The sequence below is a fragment of the Ensifer sp. KUDG1 genome (assembly GCF_050434285.1).
Classification (GTDB): Bacteria; Pseudomonadota; Alphaproteobacteria; order Rhizobiales; family Rhizobiaceae; genus Ensifer.
The window spans coordinates 221,855-241,696 of the sequence record NZ_JBNDIG010000007.1; the positions used below are offsets into that span (position 1 = coordinate 221,855).

General features: G+C 63.4%; 22 protein-coding genes. 9 read left to right on the forward strand and 13 right to left on the reverse strand.

The window, feature by feature from the left end:
* Positions 1-16 precede the first annotated feature (16 nt).
* Together M2267_RS18970 and M2267_RS18975 are read right to left on the reverse strand one after the other, a co-directional pair.
* The gene (locus M2267_RS18970) at positions 17-922 is read right to left on the reverse strand and encodes an energy transducer TonB (RefSeq protein ID WP_043620691.1); all 906 of its coding nucleotides are present in this window, start codon (positions 920-922) and stop codon (positions 17-19) included.
* Positions 923-1,000: 78 nt separating this feature from the next.
* Positions 1,001-1,438, reverse strand: coding sequence for a hypothetical protein (locus tag M2267_RS18975; protein ID WP_043620694.1), 438 nt, complete (start codon positions 1,436-1,438; stop codon positions 1,001-1,003).
* Positions 1,439-1,689: 251 nt separating this feature from the next.
* Here M2267_RS18975 and hemP point away from each other — a divergent pair, with 251 nt between their 5' ends.
* The 7 genes from hemP (at position 1,690) to M2267_RS19010 (ending at position 6,830) form a co-directional block, all read left to right on the forward strand.
* Positions 1,690-1,827: a hemin uptake protein HemP gene (gene hemP / locus M2267_RS18980; RefSeq protein ID WP_034794249.1), complete on the forward strand. Its 138-nt coding sequence runs from the start codon at positions 1,690-1,692 to the stop codon at positions 1,825-1,827.
* Positions 1,828-1,837: 10 nt separating this feature from the next.
* Entirely contained in the window at positions 1,838-2,899 is a 1,062-nt protein-coding gene (locus M2267_RS18985) for a hemin-degrading factor (RefSeq protein WP_043620792.1), read from the forward strand.
* A 22-nt stretch (positions 2,900-2,921) separates the two neighbouring features.
* Positions 2,922-3,872, forward strand: a complete 951-nt coding sequence (locus tag M2267_RS18990; RefSeq protein WP_043620697.1) for a heme/hemin ABC transporter substrate-binding protein — start codon at positions 2,922-2,924, stop codon at positions 3,870-3,872.
* Positions 3,859-4,977 (forward strand): FecCD family ABC transporter permease, encoded by a 1,119-nt coding sequence (locus tag M2267_RS18995; RefSeq protein WP_043620700.1) that lies wholly within the window; start codon positions 3,859-3,861, stop codon positions 4,975-4,977. The genes M2267_RS18990 and M2267_RS18995 overlap by 14 nt, the downstream gene beginning before the upstream one ends.
* 8 nt (positions 4,978-4,985) lie before the next feature.
* On the forward strand, positions 4,986-5,777 hold the full coding sequence (locus M2267_RS19000; protein WP_043620703.1) for a heme ABC transporter ATP-binding protein: 792 nt from the start codon (positions 4,986-4,988) through the stop codon (positions 5,775-5,777).
* Positions 5,778-5,953: 176 nt separating this feature from the next.
* The gene (locus M2267_RS19005; RefSeq protein WP_034794036.1) at positions 5,954-6,322 is read left to right on the forward strand and encodes a DUF883 family protein; all 369 of its coding nucleotides are present in this window, start codon (positions 5,954-5,956) and stop codon (positions 6,320-6,322) included.
* A gap of 76 nt (positions 6,323-6,398) precedes the next feature.
* Positions 6,399-6,830 carry a hypothetical protein gene (locus M2267_RS19010; RefSeq protein WP_043620707.1) on the forward strand — a complete coding sequence of 144 codons (432 nt, stop codon included), beginning with the start codon at positions 6,399-6,401 and terminating at the stop codon, positions 6,828-6,830.
* Between the two features lie 107 nt (positions 6,831-6,937).
* On the opposite strand, the gene M2267_RS19015 is transcribed toward M2267_RS19010, so the two are convergent.
* From M2267_RS19015 to M2267_RS19025, 3 genes are all read right to left on the reverse strand, one after another.
* The gene (locus M2267_RS19015; RefSeq protein ID WP_043620710.1) at positions 6,938-8,440 is read right to left on the reverse strand and encodes a sensor histidine kinase; all 1,503 of its coding nucleotides are present in this window, start codon (positions 8,438-8,440) and stop codon (positions 6,938-6,940) included.
* Between the two features lie 198 nt (positions 8,441-8,638).
* On the reverse strand, positions 8,639-9,193 hold the full coding sequence (locus tag M2267_RS19020; RefSeq protein ID WP_043620713.1) for an RNA polymerase sigma factor: 555 nt from the start codon (positions 9,191-9,193) through the stop codon (positions 8,639-8,641).
* Between the two features lie 8 nt (positions 9,194-9,201).
* Complete coding sequence (locus tag M2267_RS19025; RefSeq protein ID WP_034794063.1) at positions 9,202-9,396, reverse strand: NepR family anti-sigma factor; 195 nt, start codon at positions 9,394-9,396, stop codon at positions 9,202-9,204.
* A gap of 154 nt (positions 9,397-9,550) precedes the next feature.
* On the opposite strand from M2267_RS19025, the gene M2267_RS19030 reads away from it, so the two are divergent.
* Positions 9,551-10,345: a response regulator gene (locus M2267_RS19030; protein ID WP_043620716.1), complete on the forward strand. Its 795-nt coding sequence runs from the start codon at positions 9,551-9,553 to the stop codon at positions 10,343-10,345.
* A 42-nt stretch (positions 10,346-10,387) separates the two neighbouring features.
* Positions 10,388-10,609, forward strand: coding sequence for a hypothetical protein (locus M2267_RS19035; RefSeq protein WP_156134182.1), 222 nt, complete (start codon positions 10,388-10,390; stop codon positions 10,607-10,609).
* A gap of 193 nt (positions 10,610-10,802) precedes the next feature.
* On the opposite strand, the gene M2267_RS19040 is transcribed toward M2267_RS19035, so the two are convergent.
* From M2267_RS19040 to M2267_RS19075, 8 genes are all read right to left on the reverse strand, one after another.
* The gene (locus M2267_RS19040) at positions 10,803-12,386 is read right to left on the reverse strand and encodes an FGGY-family carbohydrate kinase (RefSeq protein ID WP_043620719.1); all 1,584 of its coding nucleotides are present in this window, start codon (positions 12,384-12,386) and stop codon (positions 10,803-10,805) included.
* Between the two features lie 148 nt (positions 12,387-12,534).
* The gene (locus M2267_RS19045; RefSeq protein WP_043620722.1) at positions 12,535-13,203 is read right to left on the reverse strand and encodes an HAD family hydrolase; all 669 of its coding nucleotides are present in this window, start codon (positions 13,201-13,203) and stop codon (positions 12,535-12,537) included.
* A gap of 6 nt (positions 13,204-13,209) precedes the next feature.
* Positions 13,210-14,694, reverse strand: coding sequence for a mannitol dehydrogenase family protein (locus M2267_RS19050; protein ID WP_429116178.1), 1,485 nt, complete (start codon positions 14,692-14,694; stop codon positions 13,210-13,212).
* Positions 14,695-14,734: 40 nt separating this feature from the next.
* Positions 14,735-15,508: an L-iditol 2-dehydrogenase gene (locus M2267_RS19055; RefSeq protein WP_429116180.1), complete on the reverse strand. Its 774-nt coding sequence runs from the start codon at positions 15,506-15,508 to the stop codon at positions 14,735-14,737.
* Positions 15,505-16,506 (reverse strand): ABC transporter ATP-binding protein, encoded by a 1,002-nt coding sequence (locus M2267_RS19060; RefSeq protein ID WP_034794095.1) that lies wholly within the window; start codon positions 16,504-16,506, stop codon positions 15,505-15,507. The genes M2267_RS19055 and M2267_RS19060 overlap by 4 nt, the downstream gene beginning before the upstream one ends.
* Positions 16,507-16,517: 11 nt before the next feature.
* The gene (locus M2267_RS19065; protein ID WP_034794097.1) at positions 16,518-17,348 is read right to left on the reverse strand and encodes a carbohydrate ABC transporter permease; all 831 of its coding nucleotides are present in this window, start codon (positions 17,346-17,348) and stop codon (positions 16,518-16,520) included.
* A gap of 5 nt (positions 17,349-17,353) precedes the next feature.
* Positions 17,354-18,226 carry a carbohydrate ABC transporter permease gene (locus M2267_RS19070; protein WP_104668038.1) on the reverse strand — a complete coding sequence of 291 codons (873 nt, stop codon included), beginning with the start codon at positions 18,224-18,226 and terminating at the stop codon, positions 17,354-17,356.
* A 162-nt stretch (positions 18,227-18,388) separates the two neighbouring features.
* Positions 18,389-19,699, reverse strand: a complete 1,311-nt coding sequence (locus tag M2267_RS19075; protein WP_043620732.1) for an ABC transporter substrate-binding protein — start codon at positions 19,697-19,699, stop codon at positions 18,389-18,391.
* Positions 19,700-19,842 lie beyond the last annotated feature (143 nt).

Below are 19,842 nucleotides of genomic sequence, written 5' to 3' on the forward strand. Positions count from 1 at the left end.
CCGCAAGAGGAGAAGATCAGCGGACGCTCGCAACCATCGGCACGATGAAGGATTCGGAGCTTGGCGCTCCGGCCGGAAACGCCGGGAATGGCGCAGCGCGGCGAACCGCATCGATGGCAGCCTCATCGATCGCCGGCGAGCCGGAACTGCTCGCGAGGCTGACACGCGTCAGGTTTCCATTCGATGTCAGCGTGAAACGAACGGTCGCCGTGCCGGATACACCGTCGCGCCGTGCGGCGGCCGGAACCTTGAACCGGCGCGTGATCCGCTTGCGGATCTTGCCGCCGTAATTCTCCATGTTGGCGTTGCCGACCTCGGACGCGCGGCTGTTGCCATTTGCTGCGGATGAACTGCCATTCTCCTGGCCGTCCTGCTTACCCTTGACCTGGTTCTGCGCCTGCTCACCCTGGTCGCCCGCTTTCTTGCGGGTCACCTTCTTCTTTTTCACCGGCTCCTTCTTCGGCTCCGGTTTTTCGACCTTTTCCTTCTTCGGCTCCTCGGGCTTTTCTTCCGGCACGACGGTCTCGACCGGCGCGACGCTCGCCGTCACCACCGCCTCGGCAACCTGCAGGGTAGGCATTTCCTCGGCCGGCAGGATCACGTCCGCCTCGGTCGCCGTCAGATCGTGGGGCTGCTCTGCAGCGATCTCCTGCGTGGGGGCGACATCCTCGACCGGCTGGATCTCGGCGGGCTGAACCTCCTCGGGCAGATCGTCCGTGGGCTCGACGACATCGGACACTTCGCCCGATTGCAGCGTTTCCTCGAAAGCATCGCCAAGGAGCGCCACTTCGACGCTTTCGCCGCCCTGGATCAGATCCAGTTGCGTCTCGGGCGGGTTGCCGCCGAACAGCGTCGCGAGCACGACGCCATGTGTTGCAAGCGATAAGACGGCGGCCCCGGTCCAGATGACGATACGCTTCATTGCAGCCTTACCTTCGTCGCACCAGGGCGACGCAAACCTCATGCTCGGATTGCCGGACGCGCTCAGCCCCCGTCCCGCTCACCCCTTGAGTTCGACCGACGACTTGGAGCCGGTCTTGATCCCACTCATGCACGCACCCGGCTGAACGCCGTCGCCGACACAGGCCGGCGCATCGTTGATCAGCAGGCTCTTCACCGCATCACAATTGGTGCCGGGCAGATCGAACTGGCGAACCTTGGTCTTGCCGGCGGGAAGATCACGGAAATCGAGCACGGCCATGCGCTCGACCAGCCCCTTCTGATCGAAGATCACAAACTCGAAGGAAACCTTGCTCAACGACTGCGCAAATTCGTTGCCGGCAACGAAGGTGAGCTTGCAACCCTTCTGCGACGGCGCCACCTCGTTGAGCTCGATCGTCAGCCCCCCGGCCGCTGCGGTCTCCTGCGCCTTGGCGGCGGTTGCGGCAACGAGAGCCGCAAGAGCAACGGAAACAATCGGAAGGCTGGGAAACTTCATGACGACACCACTCCAAAGGATCGAGCACACCACCGAACGCCGGCCGCACGCCCTTGTCCACAAGCCGGCAGCAACTAACTTGAGTTTATAAGTCCGGTATTGCGTCCATAAATAAATATGAGTAATGAAGTCAAGATAGTAATCGAATTGCACGGCGGGAAATGCGGGGAAATCAGCGCGGCCTGCCCACTCGAAACGGCCGAAACACAGTGACCAACGACAACAATCTCGCACGCCCCTCGGAGCTTCCGGTGCTGACCGGACGGGCGCAAAGGATCATCGAAAGTCGCGAGCTCTTCGGCACCGAAAACGAGATTCTCATTTCCCACGACGGCGCGATCTACCGCATGAAGATCACCCGTCAAGGCAAGCTGATCCTGAACAAATAGGCAGATGAAAATGACCGAGAGCCTTCGCCCCACTCCTTCCGAAATCCGCGCCTACCGCGCCGAAAACCCGAAGATGCGCGAGCGTGATATCGCAGCCCAGCTCGGCGTTTCCGAAGCCGCGCTGGTTGCTGCCGAATGTGGGCTGACGGCCGTGCGCATCGATGCCGACGCCAACCGCTTCCTGTCGCGCGTCGAGGAACTCGGCGAAGTCATGGCGCTGACCCGAAACGAGAGCGCCGTTCACGAAAAGATCGGTGTCTACGAGAAGATCACCACCGGCGAGATGGCGAGCATCGTGCTTGGCGAGCAAATCGACCTTCGCGTTTTCCCGAGCGCCTGGGCACACGCCTTTGCCGTGACGAAGAAGGACGACAAGGGCGAAGTGCGCAAGAGCCTGCAGTTCTTCGACAAGTGGGGCAACGCCGTACACAAGGTGCACCTGCGCGCCGCATCGAACGACGCGGCCTATGAAAAGATCGTCGCGGACTTCCGCCTGGACGACCAAACGCAGGCGTTTGTCGCCGACACCAGCGTTCAGCCGACGGACGACAAGCCTGAAACCGTCGTCGACGTCGTCGAATTGCGTGACCGCTGGACGAAAATGACGGACACCCACCAGTTCCACGGCATTCTGCGCAAGCTGAAGATCGGTCGCCGCCAGGCGCTGAGCAACATCGGCGACGATTTCGCCTGGCAGCTCGATCCGCAGAGCGTCGAAGCGATGATGCAGGCGAGCGCCGAAGTCGAACTGCCGATCATGTGTTTTGTCGGCAACCGCGGCATGATCCAGATCCATTCCGGCCCGATCGAAAAGATCGCGACGATGGGCCCCTGGCTCAACATCATGGATCCGACCTTCCACCTGCACCTGCGCACCGACCACATCGCCGAGCTTTGGGCCGTGCGCAAGCCGACGGCCGACGGCCATGTCACCTCGATCGAGGCGCTCGACGCCAAGGGCGAGATGATCATCCAGTTCTTCGGCAAGCGCAAAGAGGGTCTGGCCGAGCGTCCGGAATGGCGCTCGATCGCCGAGGGCCTGCCGCGCCTCGATACGACGGTCGCCGCCTGAGCGAGAGAATAGGATACGCAAGATGATCAACGGTCTCGACTTCCGTCGCCTTCGCCGCTCGGGCCTGGCGCTCGGCGCCTTCGCCCTTTCGGCGACATTCCTGCTGCCGGCGGTGGCACCCGATGCCCCCGCCTTCATCCGGGCGGCCATGGCCGAGGATGCGCAGAAGGCCGACGTCTCGCGTGTCGTTTCGGTCGGCGGCGCCGTCACCGAGATCATCTATGCGCTCGGCGAAGAGGGCCGTCTCGTCGGGCGTGATTCCACCAGCACCTATCCGGAAGCGGCAAAGACGCTTCCGGACGTCGGCTATATGCGCCAGCTCGCGCCCGAAGGCATCATCGCCGTCAACCCGAGCGCCATCGTCGCCGTCGAAGGCAGCGGCCCGCCGGAGGCGCTGGCCGTGCTGAAGGGGGCCAACATTGCCTTCACCAGCGTGCCGGAGACCTTCGACAAGGGTGGCATTCCCGCCAAGATCCGTGCCGTTGGCGCCTTCCTCGGCGTCGAGGACAAGGCCGAAACGCTCGCCAAGAGCGTCGAAGCCGATCTCGATGCGGCCGTGGCCGAGGGTTCCGCGCGTGCAGACAGCGAGCGCAAGCGCGTGCTCTTCATCTTGAGCACCCAGGGCGGCAAGGTCATGGCCTCCGGTCAGGGTACCGCCGCCAACGGCATCATCGAACTCGCCGGCGCGGTGAACGCCGTTGGCACCTTCCCCGGCTACAAGGCGCTCAGCGACGAAGCGATCGTCGAAGCCAAGCCCGACGTCATCCTGATGATGGATCGCGGCGGCGAACACTCCGCCAAGGCGGAAGAACTCTTCGCCATGCCGGCGTTGAGCCTGACCCCTGCGGCCAAGAACAAGGCGCTCGTGCGCATGGACGGGCTGCACCTGCTCGGCTTCGGCCCGCGCACGGCAAGCGCCGTTCGCGAACTGAATGCCGCCATCTACGGGAAGAAGGCCAATGCCTCGCAGTGAGGCATTGGACCGCGGCATGCGCCTGACCGGATTGGCCGCCGACATCCGCGACGAATGGCGTGCGGGCAATCGCTCGCGGCTCGCCCGGCTTCTCGTCGTCGCCCTAGCGGTCATCGCCATCGCCACCTTCGTCGGCTCGATCATGACCGGTGCGGCCGACGCGTCGCTCGCCAATGTCTGGCGCTGGCTGATCGGCGAGGCCGACCAGGCCTTGAGCATCCGCGACCGCATCATCATTCTCGATATTCGGCTGCCGCGCGCCGTGCTCGGCATGCTCGTCGGCGCGTCGCTCGCGGTTTCCGGCGTGGTCATGCAGGGGCTGTTCCGCAATCCTCTGGCCGATCCCGGCCTCGTCGGCGTTTCCTCGGGCGCAAGCCTAGGCGCCGTGCTGCTGATCGTGCTTGGCACCACCACCTTCGGGCCGTTGTTTGCCCTGTTCGGTTTCTATGCGCTGCCGGTCGCCGCCTTCTTCGGCGGCCTCGTCACGACGCTTTTGCTCTACCGCATTGCCACGCGCGGCGGACAGACCTCGATCGCCACCCTGCTTCTGGCCGGCATCGCGCTTGGTGCGCTGACCGGCGCCGTCACCGGCGTGCTGGTGTTCATGGCCGACGACAAGCAGTTGCGCGACCTCACCTTCTGGGGCCTCGGGTCGCTGGCCGGCGCCAACTGGACGAAGATCCTGGCATCGGCGCCGATCATCCTGCTTTCCCTCGCCGTCACGCCGTTCCTTGCCCGCGGCCTCAACGCGATCACGCTTGGCGAGGCGGCAGCCTTCCATATGGGCATTCCTGTCCAGCGGCTGAAGAACGTCGCGATCGTCAGTGTTGCTGCGGCGACCGGCGCGTCGGTTGCCGTCAGCGGCGGCATTGGCTTCGTCGGCATCGTCGTGCCGCACCTGCTGCGCCTCGTCATCGGCCCCGATCACCGCTACCTTCTGCCGGCCTCGGCTCTGCTCGGCGGGACGCTTCTGATCCTTGCCGACATGATCGCCCGCACCATCGTTACCCCGGCGGAGCTGCCGATCGGCATCGTCACCGCTTTTATCGGCGCACCGTTCTTCCTCTGGATCCTGCTGCGCGGCCGTTCGAACATGGGATTGTGAGCAAAGCCATGATCAACGTTTCCAATCTCTCCGTCCGCCTCGGCGGGCGACCGGTCCTCCACGGCGTTTCGCTTGACGCACGACCTGGCGCGCTGACGGCGATCGTGGGCCCGAACGGCTGCGGCAAGACCACGACGCTGAAGGCCATTTCCGGAGAGCTTGCGCCAGCGGGCGGGACGATCCGCATCAACGGCCGTGACCTGCGCGGCCTGAAGCCCTGGGAGCTCGCGTCGATGCGTGGCGTGCTGCCGCAATCGACCGTCATCTCCTTCCCGTTCACGGTGCGCGAAGTGGTTCGGCTCGGACTTGCCGCAGGCGCAAACGCCGACGCAGCGCTGCACGACCGGATCGCTGCGGAAGCGCTCGAAGCGGTCGATCTCGGTGGTTTTGCCGGGCGCTTCTACCAGGAACTGTCCGGTGGCGAGCAACAGCGCGTGCAGCTTGCCCGCGTGCTTTGCCAGATCTCGGAACCCGTTGCCGATGGCGAGCCGCGGTATCTCTTGCTCGACGAGCCCGTTTCCAGCCTCGATATCCGCCACCAGCTCGGCATCATGCAGCTTGCGCGCAACTTTTGCGAACGCGGCGGCGGTGTGGTCGCCGTCATGCATGACCTCAATCTCACCGCCATGTTCGCCGACCATATGGTCATGATGAAGGCCGGCAAGGTCCGCGCCAGCGGCGCGCCTGCCGAGGTGCTGACGGACGAGACGATGGAAGCGGTCTTCGGCTGCCGCATGCGGGTGGGCGTCGCGCCGCCCGCACCCGTGCCCTTCGTGCTGCCGCAAACCGCATCGCTCTGACGCGAGCGCACGCCCGGATTCTTCCGAGAGCCAACACCAAGATTTATCGAAACAATTTCCGCACTTGCGCGTTGTCTTCCCGAAGCGCCGGCGCAGGCCTGCAGTTGTGCCCGCCGGTTTGATCAGGAAGCGCCGACCGTTCGCGGCCGGCGCATGTGTGAAAGGGAGTATTCGTCATGGCGTCAGGCCTCTTCTCCGGTTCGAGCTCGCGTTCGACAAAAAGCAACGGCAAGCTCGCCGACATCTCCATCGAGGAACAACTGGGCGAACTGCGCAATGATGTGGCGACGCTCGTCGCCCTCCTGGCCGATCGCGGATCGACGGCTTCGCAACAGGCCCGCAGCAAGGCGCAGGACGCCCGCGAGCAGGCCGAAGCGGGCCTCAGCGAGCTGTTGGCAAGCGGTGAAGATCTGCTGGCCGAGCTTCGCGATCGCTACGCCGGCACGGAAAAGCAGGTTCGGCACGCCGTGCGCGAGCATCCCGTTGCCACCCTCGGTGCCGCCGCCCTGATCGGTCTGGCGATCGCCGCTCTTCTTCGTCGCTGACGACGATGCGAGCCGTTAAGGCGGATGGGTGCAACCCATCCGCTGAGATCGAGGGGCAGATGACCGGGGGCAATTCATGGGACCATTGACTGCAGCCCTGACCGCGCTGATGAGCGCCGATATCGGCGCGGCCACTGCGCGCGTGAAACGCAACGCGATCCTGTGGGGCATCATGGGATTGCTGCTTGCCACAGCTTATGTCTTCGGCCTCGCGGCCACATTCCTCTATCTCAGCGAAGTGTACAGTCCGGTCACGGCCTCCGTCGCGATCGCGATCGCGTTTTTCGTGACCGCGCTGGTGCTGTTCGGCATCATGGCGATGCTGCAAGGTCGCGACCGCCGCCTGGCCGAAGAACGTCGCCGACGCAGACAAGTGCAAACCAACCTGACACTGCTTGCCGCCGCGGGCATTCTGCGCAAACAACCGCTGCTGGCTGTCGCTACCGCACTTGCGATCGGAGCACTGGTCGGAACCGGCAAACGGCGCGAGCGCCGGCGCGACGACTGACGATCAAGCACGGGCTTCCCAGCCCGTTTTCGAACTTTCCCCGCTCCGAAGACCGTTGGTGTCTGGCCGGAGAAGCTTGCGCGCTTGCGTCGGTTGCGATCAACGCCTTAAAGCGGCAGGCGGATAAGCGCGGTAACGCCGGCTGGCAGATACTCCACCTTGACCGAGCTGCCCAAGACCTTATCGAGGCTCCGCTCGATCAGGATCGAGCCGAAGCCGCGCCGCTTCGGCTCGCGCACCGGCGGCCCGCCGACTTCGGTCCAGGTGAGATGCAGAACGCTTTCGCCATCCTCGATCATGTTGCGCGCCGTCAGAACGACCTTCCCCTTCGGCACCGACAGCGACCCGTATTTGACGGCATTGGTGGCAAGCTCGTGCAGAACCAGACCGAGGCCGACCGCCTGGTCAGGCCCGAGCGATATCTCGTCCTTGTGGATCTCGATCTGCTCGGCATAGCAATTGACATGCGGCAGCAGCTGCTTGGCGATGAGGTCGGCAAGCCGGATCGTGCCCCATTCATGGTCGGAAAGCAGCCCGTGCGCTTCGGAGATCGCCTGCAAACGGCCGGCAAAGGCGGTCATGAATTCCGCCGGATCGCTCGTCTGGCGCAATGTCTGGCGGGCAAGCGACTGCAGCATCGCGAGCGTATTCTTGACCCTATGGTTGAGCTCCTTCAGCAACAGCCGGGTGCGCTGCACCGACGCCTGCTGGTCGGTGACATCGATGGTGACGCCGATGAACGTCAACGGATTGCCCTTGCTGTCACGATCATGCACGCGGCCGCGCCCGAGCAGCCAGCGGCCGGTGTCGCCGACACGGAACATGCCGTCGTACTCATCATCGGCCTTCATCGCCTGGCGCAGCTTTGAAAAGGTCGCGCCGCGATCGTCGATATGAATCGCTCCGAAGATCTCGCGGGCGCCGACGAAACTGTCGGCCGGCAAGCCGAACATGCGTTTCATCGCGCTGTTGCCGGCAATGGCCCCGGAGCGGATGTCCCACAGCCAGCTGCCGATGTTCGCCGCTTCGAGCGCCATGGCGTGGCGCTGCTCCTCGCGTGACAGCGCCGCCTCTTTCAGCGCGCGCCGGCGCGCTTCGTCCTTGATCTTGAAGAGGGAAGCAGCAAGCCCGGCGAGCCGCCCCAGCTGGTCCATCAGCGCCTGCGGCACGTCGGCGCGCGGCTTGTCGTCGAGAACGCAGACCGTGCCGACTGCCTGCCCCTCGAGCATGATCGGCGCGCCGGCATAAAACCGCAGGAACGGCGGGCCGACCACCCGCGAGCGCCGCATGAACCGCGGATCAGTCGATGCGTCGAGCACGACAAGGCTGGCACCCGCCTCGGCCGCCACCTGCACGCAAAAGGACTCCTCCGACGACGCCCGGCTCTCCGTGGTTCCGACCGCCGCCTTGAACCACTGCCATTCGCGATCGATCAAGGTTACCAGCGCAATCGGCGCCTCGAAGAGGCCGGCCGCAATTTCAACGATGCCATCGAAATCCCGGTCCGGCACCGCCATGTCGGGCACGGTCGCGTGCAGGACGCTCAGACGCTCGGGCGCGTCGAGCAGCCTCGTGACGGGCGGGTCTGTCCTTTCAGTCCTCATGCGCATTCGGTCTCAATTCCCAATCTGAGCGGGCTGGGGAGCCCCTTGAGAGCTGCACCCGCATCTCGCTCGGTTCTGGGCATATCGACCCAAAATCGTCATGATTGCGCTCTGCCTCCACCAACCGCCTGTCCCTCTCGGGCGCAAGCGTCAGTGAAAGCAGGACACCGTCGCTTTTGCAACGGTGTCCAGTTCGAAACTTCCTCAGGAAACGAAGGCGCGCGACGTGATCGGGGCCGACGTCTCGTCGGGGCCGTAGTCGTTTTCGCCCTTCACCTGAAGAATATCCTGCAAGCGCTGGCGCGCGCGGTTGACGCGGCTCTTGATCGTTCCGAGCGCGCAGCCGCAGATCGTGGCCGCTTCCTCGTAGGAAAAGCCGGAGGCGCCCACGAGGATGATGGCTTCGCGCTGGTCGGGCGGCAGCATCTCGAGCGCCTTGCGGAAATCCTGCAGGTCCAGCGAACCATATTGCTCGGGATGATGGGCAAGCGACTCGGTGAAATGCCCGTCGCTGTCCTGAACCTCGCGTCCGCGCTTGCGCATTTGGCTATAGAGCTCGTTGCGCAGGATGGTGAAGAGCCAGGCCTTCATGTTGGTGCCCATCTCGAAGTGATCCTGCTTCGCCCAGGCCTTCATGATGGTATCCTGGACCAGGTCGTCGGCGCGATCGTGACGGCCGATCAACGACATGGCGAAGGCACGAAGGCTCGGCAACGCGGCCAGCATCTCACGTTTGAAATCATTATTTTCGGATGACATTCCGGTACTCACTCCCTGCCCTGCAGCGCCGATTGCTGCTCGGCCGCGTCGAGTTTTTCCAGAAGATCGAGAAAACGCGCGGGTATCGCCTCTTCCTGCACGGACTGATAGAGCGCCTTCAGCTTCGCTGCAATTTGCGCATTTGGATCTTCTGTCCATAAGGTCGTGCCGGTGGTCCGCCCTGCCCCTGTTTTATGTTTCATTTTCAAACTGTCGCCTTCAACTGTCCGTAATCGCCAAAACTGTCCTTAGCCGCCATAACGCCGCTGAAAATTGAAATGTTCCCTCGCGGAACCTTTTTTTACGAAGAGCGTTCTCGCAACGTCACCGTAAAACGATTTTCGAGGGAGTTCCTCTATGACATTGTCCACGCGGATCGCACCGCTCCTGCCGTACCTGCGCCGCTATTCACGCGCGCTGACCGGCTCGCAGACATCAGGCGACGCCTATGTGGCCGCCGTTCTCGAAGCGCTGATCGCCGACACGTCGATTTTCCCCGAAGCAAGCAATGACCGCGTTGGCCTGTTCCGCCTGTTCACCTCGCTCTTCGGATCTTCGTCCGTGCTCGTCCCGGAACCGGTCTCACCCTTTGCCTGGGAGCAGCGCGCATCGATCAATCTGGCAACCGTCTCGCCTCTTGCCCGCCAGGCATTCCTTCTGGTCTCGGTCGAAGGCTTCCGGCCCGAGGAAGCGGCCGAAGTTCTCGACGTCAGCACCGACAAGGTCGGCGGCCTGCTCGATCGCGCCTCGCAGGAAATCTCGCGCCAGGTTGCAACCGACATCATGATCATCGAGGATGAACCGCTGATCGCCATCGACATCGAACAGATGGTCGAAAGCCTCGGCCATCGCGTCACCGGCATCGCCCGCACGCGCGACGAAGCAATCGCACTCTACAAGAAGACACGGCCCAGCATGGTGCTTGCCGATATCCAGCTTGCCGACGGCAGCTCCGGCATCGACGCGGTCAACGACATCCTGAAGACGAGCGCCATTCCGGTGATCTTCATCACCGCCTTCCCGGAGCGGCTCCTGACCGGCGAACGGCCGGAACCGACCTTCCTGGTCACCAAGCCGTTCAATCCGGACATGGTCAAGGCGCTGATCAGCCAGGCTCTGTTCTTCAACGAATCCACCAAGGCGGCGGCCTGAGCGCGACTGCATGTTTCCCTCGACTGTAAAGGTCGAGGGGGCATGCAGCCAATCAAGATCCTGCAGCGGCTCCGCGTCTTCCGGCGTGTGGCCGCTGCAGGTCGTTTTGGGAGCTGGTTCGGCAAGATTGCCGGAACGTCCCGACGAGAAATCTCTGACCTGACATCGGCAATTTCATCACTCGCCCTGCGCGGTGACCGGCGGCTTGTTCCCGTCGCGCGTCACCAGATGCTGTCAGATTTCTCGCAAGAGACAGCCACCTGAAAACACAACAGCCAGTGCCGAGGGAAGGCACTGGCTGGTATGTGCAACTCACTCGGGGAGTGTGAGTTGTAGGCCGGCGGTCTGCCTCCGGCGCCGCATTGGGGGCTATGCGCGCCACCGTCCGGTCAACAACAAAATGCGCGACACGGAAAAAGGTTCCACGGCCCCGCAACAAGCTTTTCGGCTGCAGCCGTCACTCCATTTTGTCGAGCTCGTCACGGTGGCGATAGAGCGCCAGGAAGCGGCGATAGTCGCGATCATAGGCGTCGCGAACCGCCGCGTTCGGCAGGCGCTCGTGCCCACCCGACGCCATTTCGGCGCCGGCTGCGGCGAGATCCGCATGCATGCCGCCGGCAACTGCTGCCGCCATCGCCGTACCGAGCAGGACGGCATCCGGCGCCTCCGGCGCCACAACCCGGCAGCCGGTGACGTCGCAATAGAGTTCCATGAGCAGCGCGTTGCGGACATGGCCGCCGGTGACGTGCAGCGTGTCGAGCTGGTAGCCGACCTCCCGCATCATCTCCAGGATGTGGCGGATGCCGAGCGCGATCGCGACGCAAGTGCGCCAGTAGAGACGGCAGAGCGCGTCGAAGGAGGAATCGAGCGGCAGACCGCTGATGACGCCGAGGCCGTGCGGGTCGGCGAGCGGCGAGCGGTTGCCGTGAAAATCGGGCAGCACATGCAGCCGCTCGGCAAAGGTCACGCCCTGCTCGGCGCGCAGTTCCTGCACCCGCGCGATGATCCGGCCATGGGTTTCGGCGGTTGGCTCAAGGCCTCCGCCATGCAGCCGCACGATATGATCGAGCAGCGCGCCGGTCGCCGACTGTCCGCCCTCGATCAGCCAAGCGCCGGGCAGCACCGCTTCGTAGTACGGCCCCCACATGCCGAAGCCCGGCTTCATGTCCTTGGAAAAGGCGACGATGCAACTCGACGTGCCGGCAATCAGCGCCAGCTGTCTTTCGAGCTTCTCCGGCTTGCCGATGAAGCCGCCGACAACACCGAGCGCGCCGGCATAGGCGTCAATCATGCCGGGCGCCACCTGGCAGGCCTCGTCGAGGCCAAGCTCGGCAGCGGCTGCAGCGCTCAGGTGGCCGACGGAGCTTCCGATCGGCAGGGTTTCTTCCGGCAGGCCGCCGCGCTCGATGAGATCCTCGAGCCCGATCTTTGCGAGATAGTCCGGCTGCCAGCCGCGCTTCTCATGCGCCAGGTAATTCCATTTGGCCGTCAGCGTGCAGCGCGAGCGCGCAGCACTGCCGGTCGCCCGCCAGGAAAGATAGTCGGCAAGATCGAAGAAGAAGCCGGCCTTCTGCCATTGCTGCGGCAGGTTCCGCTTCAGCCACATGAGCTTCGGCATTTCCATTTCCGGCGACATCACGCGGCCGGAGAAGTCGAGTACCGGATGACCGGTCGCCGTGCAGAAATCCGCCTCGGCGAGCGCCCGGTGGTCGAGCCAGACGATCGTGTCCCAGCGCGCCTCGCCCTTGCGGTTGACCGAAAGCGGCTTGCCCTCACGGTCGCGCACCACCAGCGAGCAGGTGGCGTCGAAGCCGATCGCCGCAATATCCTCCGCAGCGATCCCGGCCTTTTCCTTCGCCGCTTTGACGGCGCCGCAGACGGCGCGCCAGATATCTTCGGAATCGTGCTCGGCGTGGTTTTCTTCCGGCCGGTTCATGGCGATCGGCAGGTCGGCGCGCGCAAGCAACCTGCCCTTGCCGTCAAAAATACCGGCGCGCGCACTGCCGGTACCGACATCGACCGCAACGACGAATTCACGCATCAAAGAAAGTCCCCGCCCCCAAGATCACGCTGATTTAGGATCTGCCAGACCCCGTCACAACCGTGATCGATTGTCATGAAGGAGAGCGGACGTGCAGGCGGAAAACCGCGCACATGTTCCTCGTCCCGCTCCCGTTTCGTCCCTGCTGCTACCGGCCGACAAACTGTAACAATTCGCCCATGTCGTCAAACAGCACATCGGGACTGAGGGCGGCAAGACTCTGCCGATGCTTGTCGGTACGCGCATGGCTGCCGCCGGCAAAGGCGAAGACCCGCATGCCCGCCGCCTTCGCCGCCTCTATCCCGGCCGGGCTGTCCTCGATGACGACACAGTCGTGAGGTTCGAAGCCCATCTGGCGGCTCGCGTGGAGAAAGAGATCCGGCGCCGGCTTGCCGTGTTTCACCATGGTGGCGGAGAAGATGTTGGGCTCGAAGAGATCGATGAGCCCGGTGACGGTCAGCGACAGGCGGATGCGCTCGGGTTGGCTGGACGAAGCGACGCAGCAGGCGCCCTTCAGGCCTTCGACGGCGCCCCGGATGCCGGCGATCGGCTGCAGCTCGGTGCGAAAACGGTCGTAAAGGCGAAGGCGCATGCCTTCGAGAAACGCATCGTCGGTCGCAAGCCCGTATTCGTCATGCAGGGTCGCCGACATGCTTTTGAGACTGCGTCCGAGAAAGCGTTCGGTCGCCTCCTCGGTGGTCATGGAAACTCCGGCGGCCGAAAGCACGTCCACCAGCACCTCCAGCGAGATCGGCTCGCTATCGACAAGCACCCCGTCGCAATCGAAGATCACTAACCCCGACGCCGCATCCGCCATCGCACTTCATCCCTCAAGCTTGCCGTCCAGATAAAGCTGGAGCGTAGCGCGCGTACCCTTTTCCCAGAGGGTTTTCAATGCATGGGCGAAACGACGGCGGAAGAGATCGGAGCGGGCGACGTCGCCGAAGATGTCGCCAAGCGCCAGGAAGGCCATGGGATCGTCCTTGGCGGCAAGCGCCGCCCTGTTCAGCCGGTCGGCGCTTTGGTCGTTAAAGACGATCGTCTTGCCGCTGTCCGACGTGCCGGCGAAGTATCGGCACCAGAGCGCAGAGACGAGCGACAGCCCGACGACATCCTCGCCGCGCGCCAGCCGATCGGCGGTCGAGGGCAGTATGAATTTCGGCTGCCGGTTGGAGCCGTCCTGCGCCAGCCGTGGGATCGTGTCGCCGATCTTCGGATTGGAAAAACGCGTCTCGATCAGCTTGTAGTAATCGCCGAGATCGGTGTTCGGCACTGGCGGAATGACCGGGATAATTTCGTCATGCTCAAGCTTGGCAAGGAAGGCGCGGATCAGCGGCTCCTCCATCGCCTCGTGGACGAAATGAATGTCGAGAAGAGCGGCGGGGTAAGCGATCGCCGCATGGCCGCCATTGAGGATGCGGATCTTCATGTGCTCGTAGGGCGCGACATCAGGCACGAACTGGACGTCGACCTTCTCCAGGGCCGGGCGACCGAGCGGGAAATGATCCTCGAGCACCCACTGCTTGAACTCCTCACAGAACACCGGCCAGGCGTCCTCGATGCCGTAGTCGTCGGCAACGATGCCGATCTCGCGCGCGCCGGTCGCCGGCGTGATGCGGTCGACCATGCCGTTCGGGAAAGCGACGTTGGCGTCGATCCAGTCGGCGAAGGCCGGATCATGGAGGCGGGCAAGCCCCGAAACCGCCGCATGGGTAACCTCGCCATTGCCCGGAATGTTGTCGCAGGACATCACGGTGAACGGCGGCACGTTCCTGTCGCGACGCGCCTTCAGGCCGGCAACGATCAGTCCGAACACGGTCTTCGGAGCGGCCGGGTTCTGCGCGTCGGCGACGATGTCCGGATGGGTCGGGTTGAACACGCCCGAGGCCGGATCGATGAAGTAGCCGCCTTCGGTGATCGTCAAGGAGACGATGCGGATCGAGGGATCGGCGAGCCTGGCAACGATCCCGGCGACGTCACCCGGTTCCAGATAATCGATCATGGCGCCGGTCACATGGGCGCCTGTGCGGTTGTTGTCCTGCTCGACGACGGTCGTCAGGAAATCCTGCGCGGCCAGCTTGGCGCGCATTGTCGCGTCGGAGGGAAGCACACCGGCGCCGATGATCGCCCAGTCCCTGTCGAAGCCGGCGTTGAAGAGATCATCGAGATAGACGGCCTGGTGCGCCCGGTGGAAGTTGCCGACGCCGAAATGCACGATGCCCGCCGTCAGTTGCGACCGGTCGTAGGCAGGCACGCCGGCTTTGGCCTTGATCGTGTCGAGGGCGGCAGTTGAGAGTTTGGTCGTCATGATCCCGTATCCTTTCGAGGCTTCACCGGCTGACGCCGGTTCAGCTCATCCAGTTGCCGCCGTCGACGTTGTAGGTCTGCGAGACGACGTAGTCGCTCTCGGCTGACGCGAGGAAGATCGCCATGCCCGTCAGGTCCTCGGCCGTTCCCATCCGGCCGAAGGGCACCTCTGCGCCGACGAGCTTCTTCTTTTCGCCGCGCGGACGGTTCTCGTATTTTGCGAACAGCGCATCGACGCCGTCCCAGTGTTCGCCATCGACCACACCGGGCGCGATCGCGTTGACGTTGATGCCGTGATTGATGAGGTTGAGGCCGGCCGACTGGGTGAGGCTGATGACCGCCGCCTTGGTGGCGCAATAGATCGCGACCAGCGCTTCGCCGCGGCGTCCGGCCTGGCTCGCCATGTTGATGATCTTGCCGCCGCGCCCTTGCACGATCATCTGCTTTGCGGCCGCCTGCATGGTGAACAGCGTTCCAGCGACATTGATCGAAAACAGCCGGTCGTAGCTATCGCGGGTGATCTCGACGATCGGCGCCAGGTCGAAGAGCGCGGCATTGTTGACGAGAATGTCGAGCCCGCCCGTTTCCTTGACGACCGCGGCGATCGCCGCATCAATGGACGCCTGGCTAGTGACGTCCATCTCGACCGCATAGGCGCCGGCACCGATTTCGGAGGCCGTCTGCCGCGCCCGCTCGATGTTGATGTCGGCGATCGCGACCGTGGCGCCCTCGCGGATATAGGCCTCCGCAAAGGCACGACCGATCCCCCGCGCGGACCCGGTGATCAGCGCGCTCTTTCCTTCAAGACGTTTCATCGAACTGCCAGCCCCTTTTCATCGAACCTGTGGACGCGCTGCGGATCGGGCGTCAGGAAGACGCGGTCGCCGTGGGTCACCGCGAAGTCACCGCTGACGCGTGCCGTCACCGTGCCGACATTGTCGACATTGACATGCAGGAAGGTGTCGGAGCCGAGATGTTCGGCGACACCGACCGTGCCCTGCCAGGTTCCGCTTTCCTTTGAAAGCGCCAGGTGTTCGGGACGAATGCCCATCGTATGCGCCTGATAGGCGGAAGCCGCCGCACCGCTGACGATGTTCATGCGCGGCGAGCCGATGAAGCCGGCAACGAACAGATTGTCAGGCTTGTGGTAGAGGTCGAGCGGCGAGCCGACCTGCTCTATGCGGCCGCGGTTCAGCACCACGATCTTGTCGGCCATGGTCATGGCCTCCACCTGGTCGTGGGTGACGTAGATCATCGTCGTCTTCAGGTCCTGGTGCAGCTGGCTGATTTCCAGCCGCATGTTGACGCGCAGCGCCGCGTCGAGGTTCGACAGTGGCTCGTCAAAGAGAAACGCCTTCGGCTGGCGAACGATCGCCCGGCCGATCGCCACGCGCTGGCGCTGGCCGCCGGAAAGTTGCCGTGGCTTGCGGTCGAGATAGTCGGTGAGGTTCAGCACGCGGGCTGCATCCGACACCTTCTTGTCGATGACGGCCTTGTCTTCGCCCGCCATCTTCAGCGGAAAGGCGATGTTGGAACGCACGCTCATATGCGGATAGAGCGCGTAGGACTGGAACACCATCGAGAGACCGCGCTGGGCCGGCGGCAGTTCGGTGGCGTTCTTGCCGTCGATGACGATATCGCCGTCACTGACGTCTTCCAGGCCGGCGATCAGCCGGAGCAGCGTCGACTTCCCGCAACCGGACGGGCCGACGAAGACGACGAACTCGCCATTGTTGATGTCGAGGTCGATCGAGGGGATGACGGCATGGGCGCCGAAGACCTTCGAAACCTTGCTGAGTGTAATGCTTCCCATTGTCGTATCCCTTATTTGACCGCGCCGAAGGTAAGGCCGCGCACGAGCTGCTTCTGCGAGAACCAGCCGAGTATGAGGATGGGGGCGATCGCCATGGTCGAGGCGGCCGAAAGCTTGGCGTAGAACAGGCCTTCGGGGCTCGAATAGGAGGCGATGAAGGCTGTCAGCGGCGCCGCCTTGGCGGCACTGAGGTTCAGCGTCCAGAACGCCTCGTTCCAGGCGAGGATGATGTTCAAGAGCAGCGTCGAGGCAATGCCGGGGATCGCCATCGGCGTCAGCACATAGATGATCTCCTTGGAGAGCGAGGCGCCATCCATGCGGGCCGCTTCGAGGATCTCGCCCGGGATCTCCTTGAAGTAGGTGTAGAGCATCCAGATGATGATCGGCAGGTTGATCAGCGTCAGCACGATCACCAGGCCGGTGCGGGTGTCGAGCAGGCCGGTGTTGCGGAACAACAGGTACATCGGCACCAGTACGCCGACCGACGGCATCATCTTGGTGGACAGCATCCACATGAGCACGTCCTTGGTGCGCTTGGTCGGCGAGAACGCCATCGCCCAGGCGGACGGGATGGCGATGATCAGGCCGATCAGCGTCGAGCCGAAGGAGACGACGACCGAGTTCATGAAGTGCAGGAAGTAGTTCGAGCGGCTCTGCACCTCGTGATAGTTCTCCGTCGTCCAGTCGAAGAAGAACAGCGACGGCGGCGAAGCGATCGCCTCGGCCTCGGTCTTGAAGCTCGTCAGGAACGTCCAGAGGATCGGGAAGAAGATCAGGATGCCGATCGTCCAGGCGACGACGGTGACGACGATCTTTCTTTGGGTGGAGACGTTGCGTGCCATGGTTCTCAAGCCTCCAGCGTCTTGCCGATCATGCGCATCAGGAAGAATGCGACGATGTTGGCGAGGATGACCGCGATGATGCCGCCGGCCGAAGCACCGCCCACGTCGAACTGCAGCAGGGCCTGCGCATAGACGAGGAAGGTCAGGTTGGTGCTCTGCGTGCCCGGGCCGCCATTGGTGGTGACCAGGATTTCGGCAAAGACCGAGAGCAGGAAGATCGTCTGGATGAGAATGACGACCGTGATCGCGCGGGAAAGATGCGGCAGCACCAGGTAGATGAAGCGGCTCCAGGCGCCGGCGCCGTCCATCTGGGCTGCTTCCTTCTGCTCCTCGTCGAGCGACTGCAGTGCCGTCAGAAGGATGAGCGTCGCAAAGGGCAGCCATTGCCAGGCGACGATCAGGATAACCGACATCAACGGCGCGTTGGCGAGGAAGTCGAAGGGTTGAAGCCCGAATAGCTTGGCGATCCACGCAAAGAGCCCGTTGACCGGGTTCATGAACATGTTCTTCCAGACGAGCGCTGCCACCGTCGGCATGATCAGGAAGGGAGCAATGACGAGGATGCGCACGATCCCCTGCCCGAACATCGGCTGGTCGAGCAGAAGCGCCAGCGCGATGCCGCCGACGACGGTGATGAACAGCACGCCGAGCACGATCGCCAGCGTGTTGAAAATCGCCTGAAAGAAAGCGGGATCGGTCAGGAAGTATTTGTAGTTCGTGAAGCCGGCGAACTCTTCCATGCCCGGCATCAACAGATTGTAGCGCAGGAACGAGAAATAGATCGTCATGGCCAGGGGAACGATCATCCAGGCCAGAAGCAGAAGCACCGAAGGCGCGATCATCAGCCGCGCGGCGGAGCGTGTGTGCAAGGTCGCCATGGCGTCCCCCAAATGATGGAATTCAACGCGTGTTCGAGAGCTCGGACCGGGCGCGCGTGGGCTGACCGCGCGCGCCGCGGAAAATCCTCCAGGAGAGCTGCCCGGAGGAGAATTACCGGGGCGCCGGCCATTTGCGGCCAGCACCCCGGGCCCTTGGGAGCCTCACTTGATGTAGCCAGCCTTGGTCATCTCACGCTCGGTGAGCTGTTGGGCGCTGGCAAGCGCCTGGTCGACGCTCATCTGTCCGGCAAGCGCTGCCGAGAACTGCTGGCCGACCGCCGTGCCGAGACCCTGGAATTCCGGGATCGCCACGAACTGCACGCCGACATAGGGAACCGGCTTGACCGCCGGGTTCTTGGGATCGGCCGCGTTGATCGAGTCGAGCGTCATCTTCGCAAACGGTGCCGCCTTCTGATACTCGGGGTTGGCGTAGAGCGAGGTGCGCGTGCCCGGAGGAACGTTGGCCCAGCCTTCCTTGTCGGCGACGAGCTTCAGATAGTCCTTACCGGTTGCCCAGGAGATAAACTTCTCGGCCGAGGCGACCTTCTGTGAGCCCGCGGGGATGGCGAGGTTCCAGGCCCAGAGCCAGTTGCCGCGCTTGCCGAGACCGGTGTCGGGGGCCAGCGCAAAGCCGACCTTGTCGGCAACGGTCGATTCCTTCGGGTTGGTAACGAAGGACGCAGCCACCGTCGCGTCGATCCACATGCCGCACTTGCCGGTCTGGAACAGCGACAGGTTCTCGTTGAAGCCGTTCGAGGATGCGCCGGGCGGTCCGGCGTCGTTCATCAGCTTGACGTAGAAGTCGAGCGCGTTCTTCCATTCGGGCTGGTCGAACTGCGGCTTCCAGTTTTCGTCGAACCAGCGGGCGCCGAAGGCGTTCGCGGTCGCCGTCAGGAAGGCCATGTTCTCGCCCCAGCCGGCCTTGCCGCGTAGGCAGATGCCGTAGACTTCGGCGTTCTTGTCGGTGATCTTGCGCGCCGCGTCGGCGATGAAGTCCCAGGTCGGTGCGTCGGGCATCGTCAGCCCCGCCTTCTCGAACAGGTCCTTGCGATACATCACCATCGAGCTTTCGCCGTAGAAGGGTGCTGCATAGAGCTTGCCGTCGATGGTGAGGCCCGAGCGGATCGCCGGCAACAGGTCGTCGACATCGTAGTCCGCGCCGAGATTGTCGAGCGGCAACAGCCAGCCCTGCTTCGCCCAGATCGGCACTTCATAGGTGCCGATCGTCATGATGTCGTACTGGCCGCCCTTGGTGGCGATATCGGTCGTCACGCGCTGGCGCAGCACGTTTTCCTCAAGCGTTACCCACTCGAGCTGAATGTCCGGATTCTTGGACGTGAAATCCTCCGTCAGCTTCTGCATCCGGATCATGTCGCCGTTGTTCACGGTCGCGATCGTCAGGGTTTCTGCTTGGGCCAGACCCGACAGTGCGACTGCCGAGCACGTGCCCAGCAGGAAAGTTCTCAAGTTCATCGACTTCCTCCCAGAAGAAATTGAGCATTTGCCTCGCTCATGGGCAATTACTCACTTCTCGTGACAAAATGTCAATGTGCAATCGTTGCTGCGCTGCACACGGGAACATTAGAAGATTGTTTTGACTGCCGATTTTTTCGTTA

Bases quoted from the DNA above. Each gene is read 5' to 3' on its own strand.
- M2267_RS18970 (WP_043620691.1), bottom strand. From the start codon at position 922: ATGAAGCGTATCGTCATCTGGACCGGGGCCGCCGTCTTATCGCTTGCA.
- M2267_RS18975 (WP_043620694.1), bottom strand. From the start codon at position 1,438: ATGAAGTTTCCCAGCCTTCCGATTGTTTCCGTTGCTCTTGCGGCTCTC.
- M2267_RS18985 (WP_043620792.1), top strand. From the start codon at position 1,838: ATGACCGAGAGCCTTCGCCCCACTCCTTCCGAAATCCGCGCCTACCGC.
- M2267_RS18990 (WP_043620697.1), top strand. From the start codon at position 2,922: ATGATCAACGGTCTCGACTTCCGTCGCCTTCGCCGCTCGGGCCTGGCG.
- M2267_RS18995 (WP_043620700.1), top strand. From the start codon at position 3,859: ATGCCTCGCAGTGAGGCATTGGACCGCGGCATGCGCCTGACCGGATTG.
- M2267_RS19000 (WP_043620703.1), top strand. From the start codon at position 4,986: ATGATCAACGTTTCCAATCTCTCCGTCCGCCTCGGCGGGCGACCGGTC.
- M2267_RS19005 (WP_034794036.1), top strand. From the start codon at position 5,954: ATGGCGTCAGGCCTCTTCTCCGGTTCGAGCTCGCGTTCGACAAAAAGC.
- M2267_RS19010 (WP_043620707.1), top strand. From the start codon at position 6,399: ATGGGACCATTGACTGCAGCCCTGACCGCGCTGATGAGCGCCGATATC.
- M2267_RS19015 (WP_043620710.1), bottom strand. From the start codon at position 8,440: ATGCGCATGAGGACTGAAAGGACAGACCCGCCCGTCACGAGGCTGCTC.
- M2267_RS19020 (WP_043620713.1), bottom strand. From the start codon at position 9,193: ATGTCATCCGAAAATAATGATTTCAAACGTGAGATGCTGGCCGCGTTG.
- M2267_RS19025 (WP_034794063.1), bottom strand. From the start codon at position 9,396: ATGAAACATAAAACAGGGGCAGGGCGGACCACCGGCACGACCTTATGG.
- M2267_RS19030 (WP_043620716.1), top strand. From the start codon at position 9,551: ATGACATTGTCCACGCGGATCGCACCGCTCCTGCCGTACCTGCGCCGC.
- M2267_RS19035 (WP_156134182.1), top strand. From the start codon at position 10,388: ATGCAGCCAATCAAGATCCTGCAGCGGCTCCGCGTCTTCCGGCGTGTG.
- M2267_RS19040 (WP_043620719.1), bottom strand. From the start codon at position 12,386: ATGCGTGAATTCGTCGTTGCGGTCGATGTCGGTACCGGCAGTGCGCGC.
- M2267_RS19045 (WP_043620722.1), bottom strand. From the start codon at position 13,203: ATGGCGGATGCGGCGTCGGGGTTAGTGATCTTCGATTGCGACGGGGTG.
- M2267_RS19050 (WP_429116178.1), bottom strand. From the start codon at position 14,694: ATGACGACCAAACTCTCAACTGCCGCCCTCGACACGATCAAGGCCAAA.
- M2267_RS19055 (WP_429116180.1), bottom strand. From the start codon at position 15,508: ATGAAACGTCTTGAAGGAAAGAGCGCGCTGATCACCGGGTCCGCGCGG.
- M2267_RS19060 (WP_034794095.1), bottom strand. From the start codon at position 16,506: ATGGGAAGCATTACACTCAGCAAGGTTTCGAAGGTCTTCGGCGCCCAT.
- M2267_RS19065 (WP_034794097.1), bottom strand. From the start codon at position 17,348: ATGGCACGCAACGTCTCCACCCAAAGAAAGATCGTCGTCACCGTCGTC.
- M2267_RS19070 (WP_104668038.1), bottom strand. From the start codon at position 18,226: ATGGCGACCTTGCACACACGCTCCGCCGCGCGGCTGATGATCGCGCCT.
- M2267_RS19075 (WP_043620732.1), bottom strand. From the start codon at position 19,699: ATGAACTTGAGAACTTTCCTGCTGGGCACGTGCTCGGCAGTCGCACTG.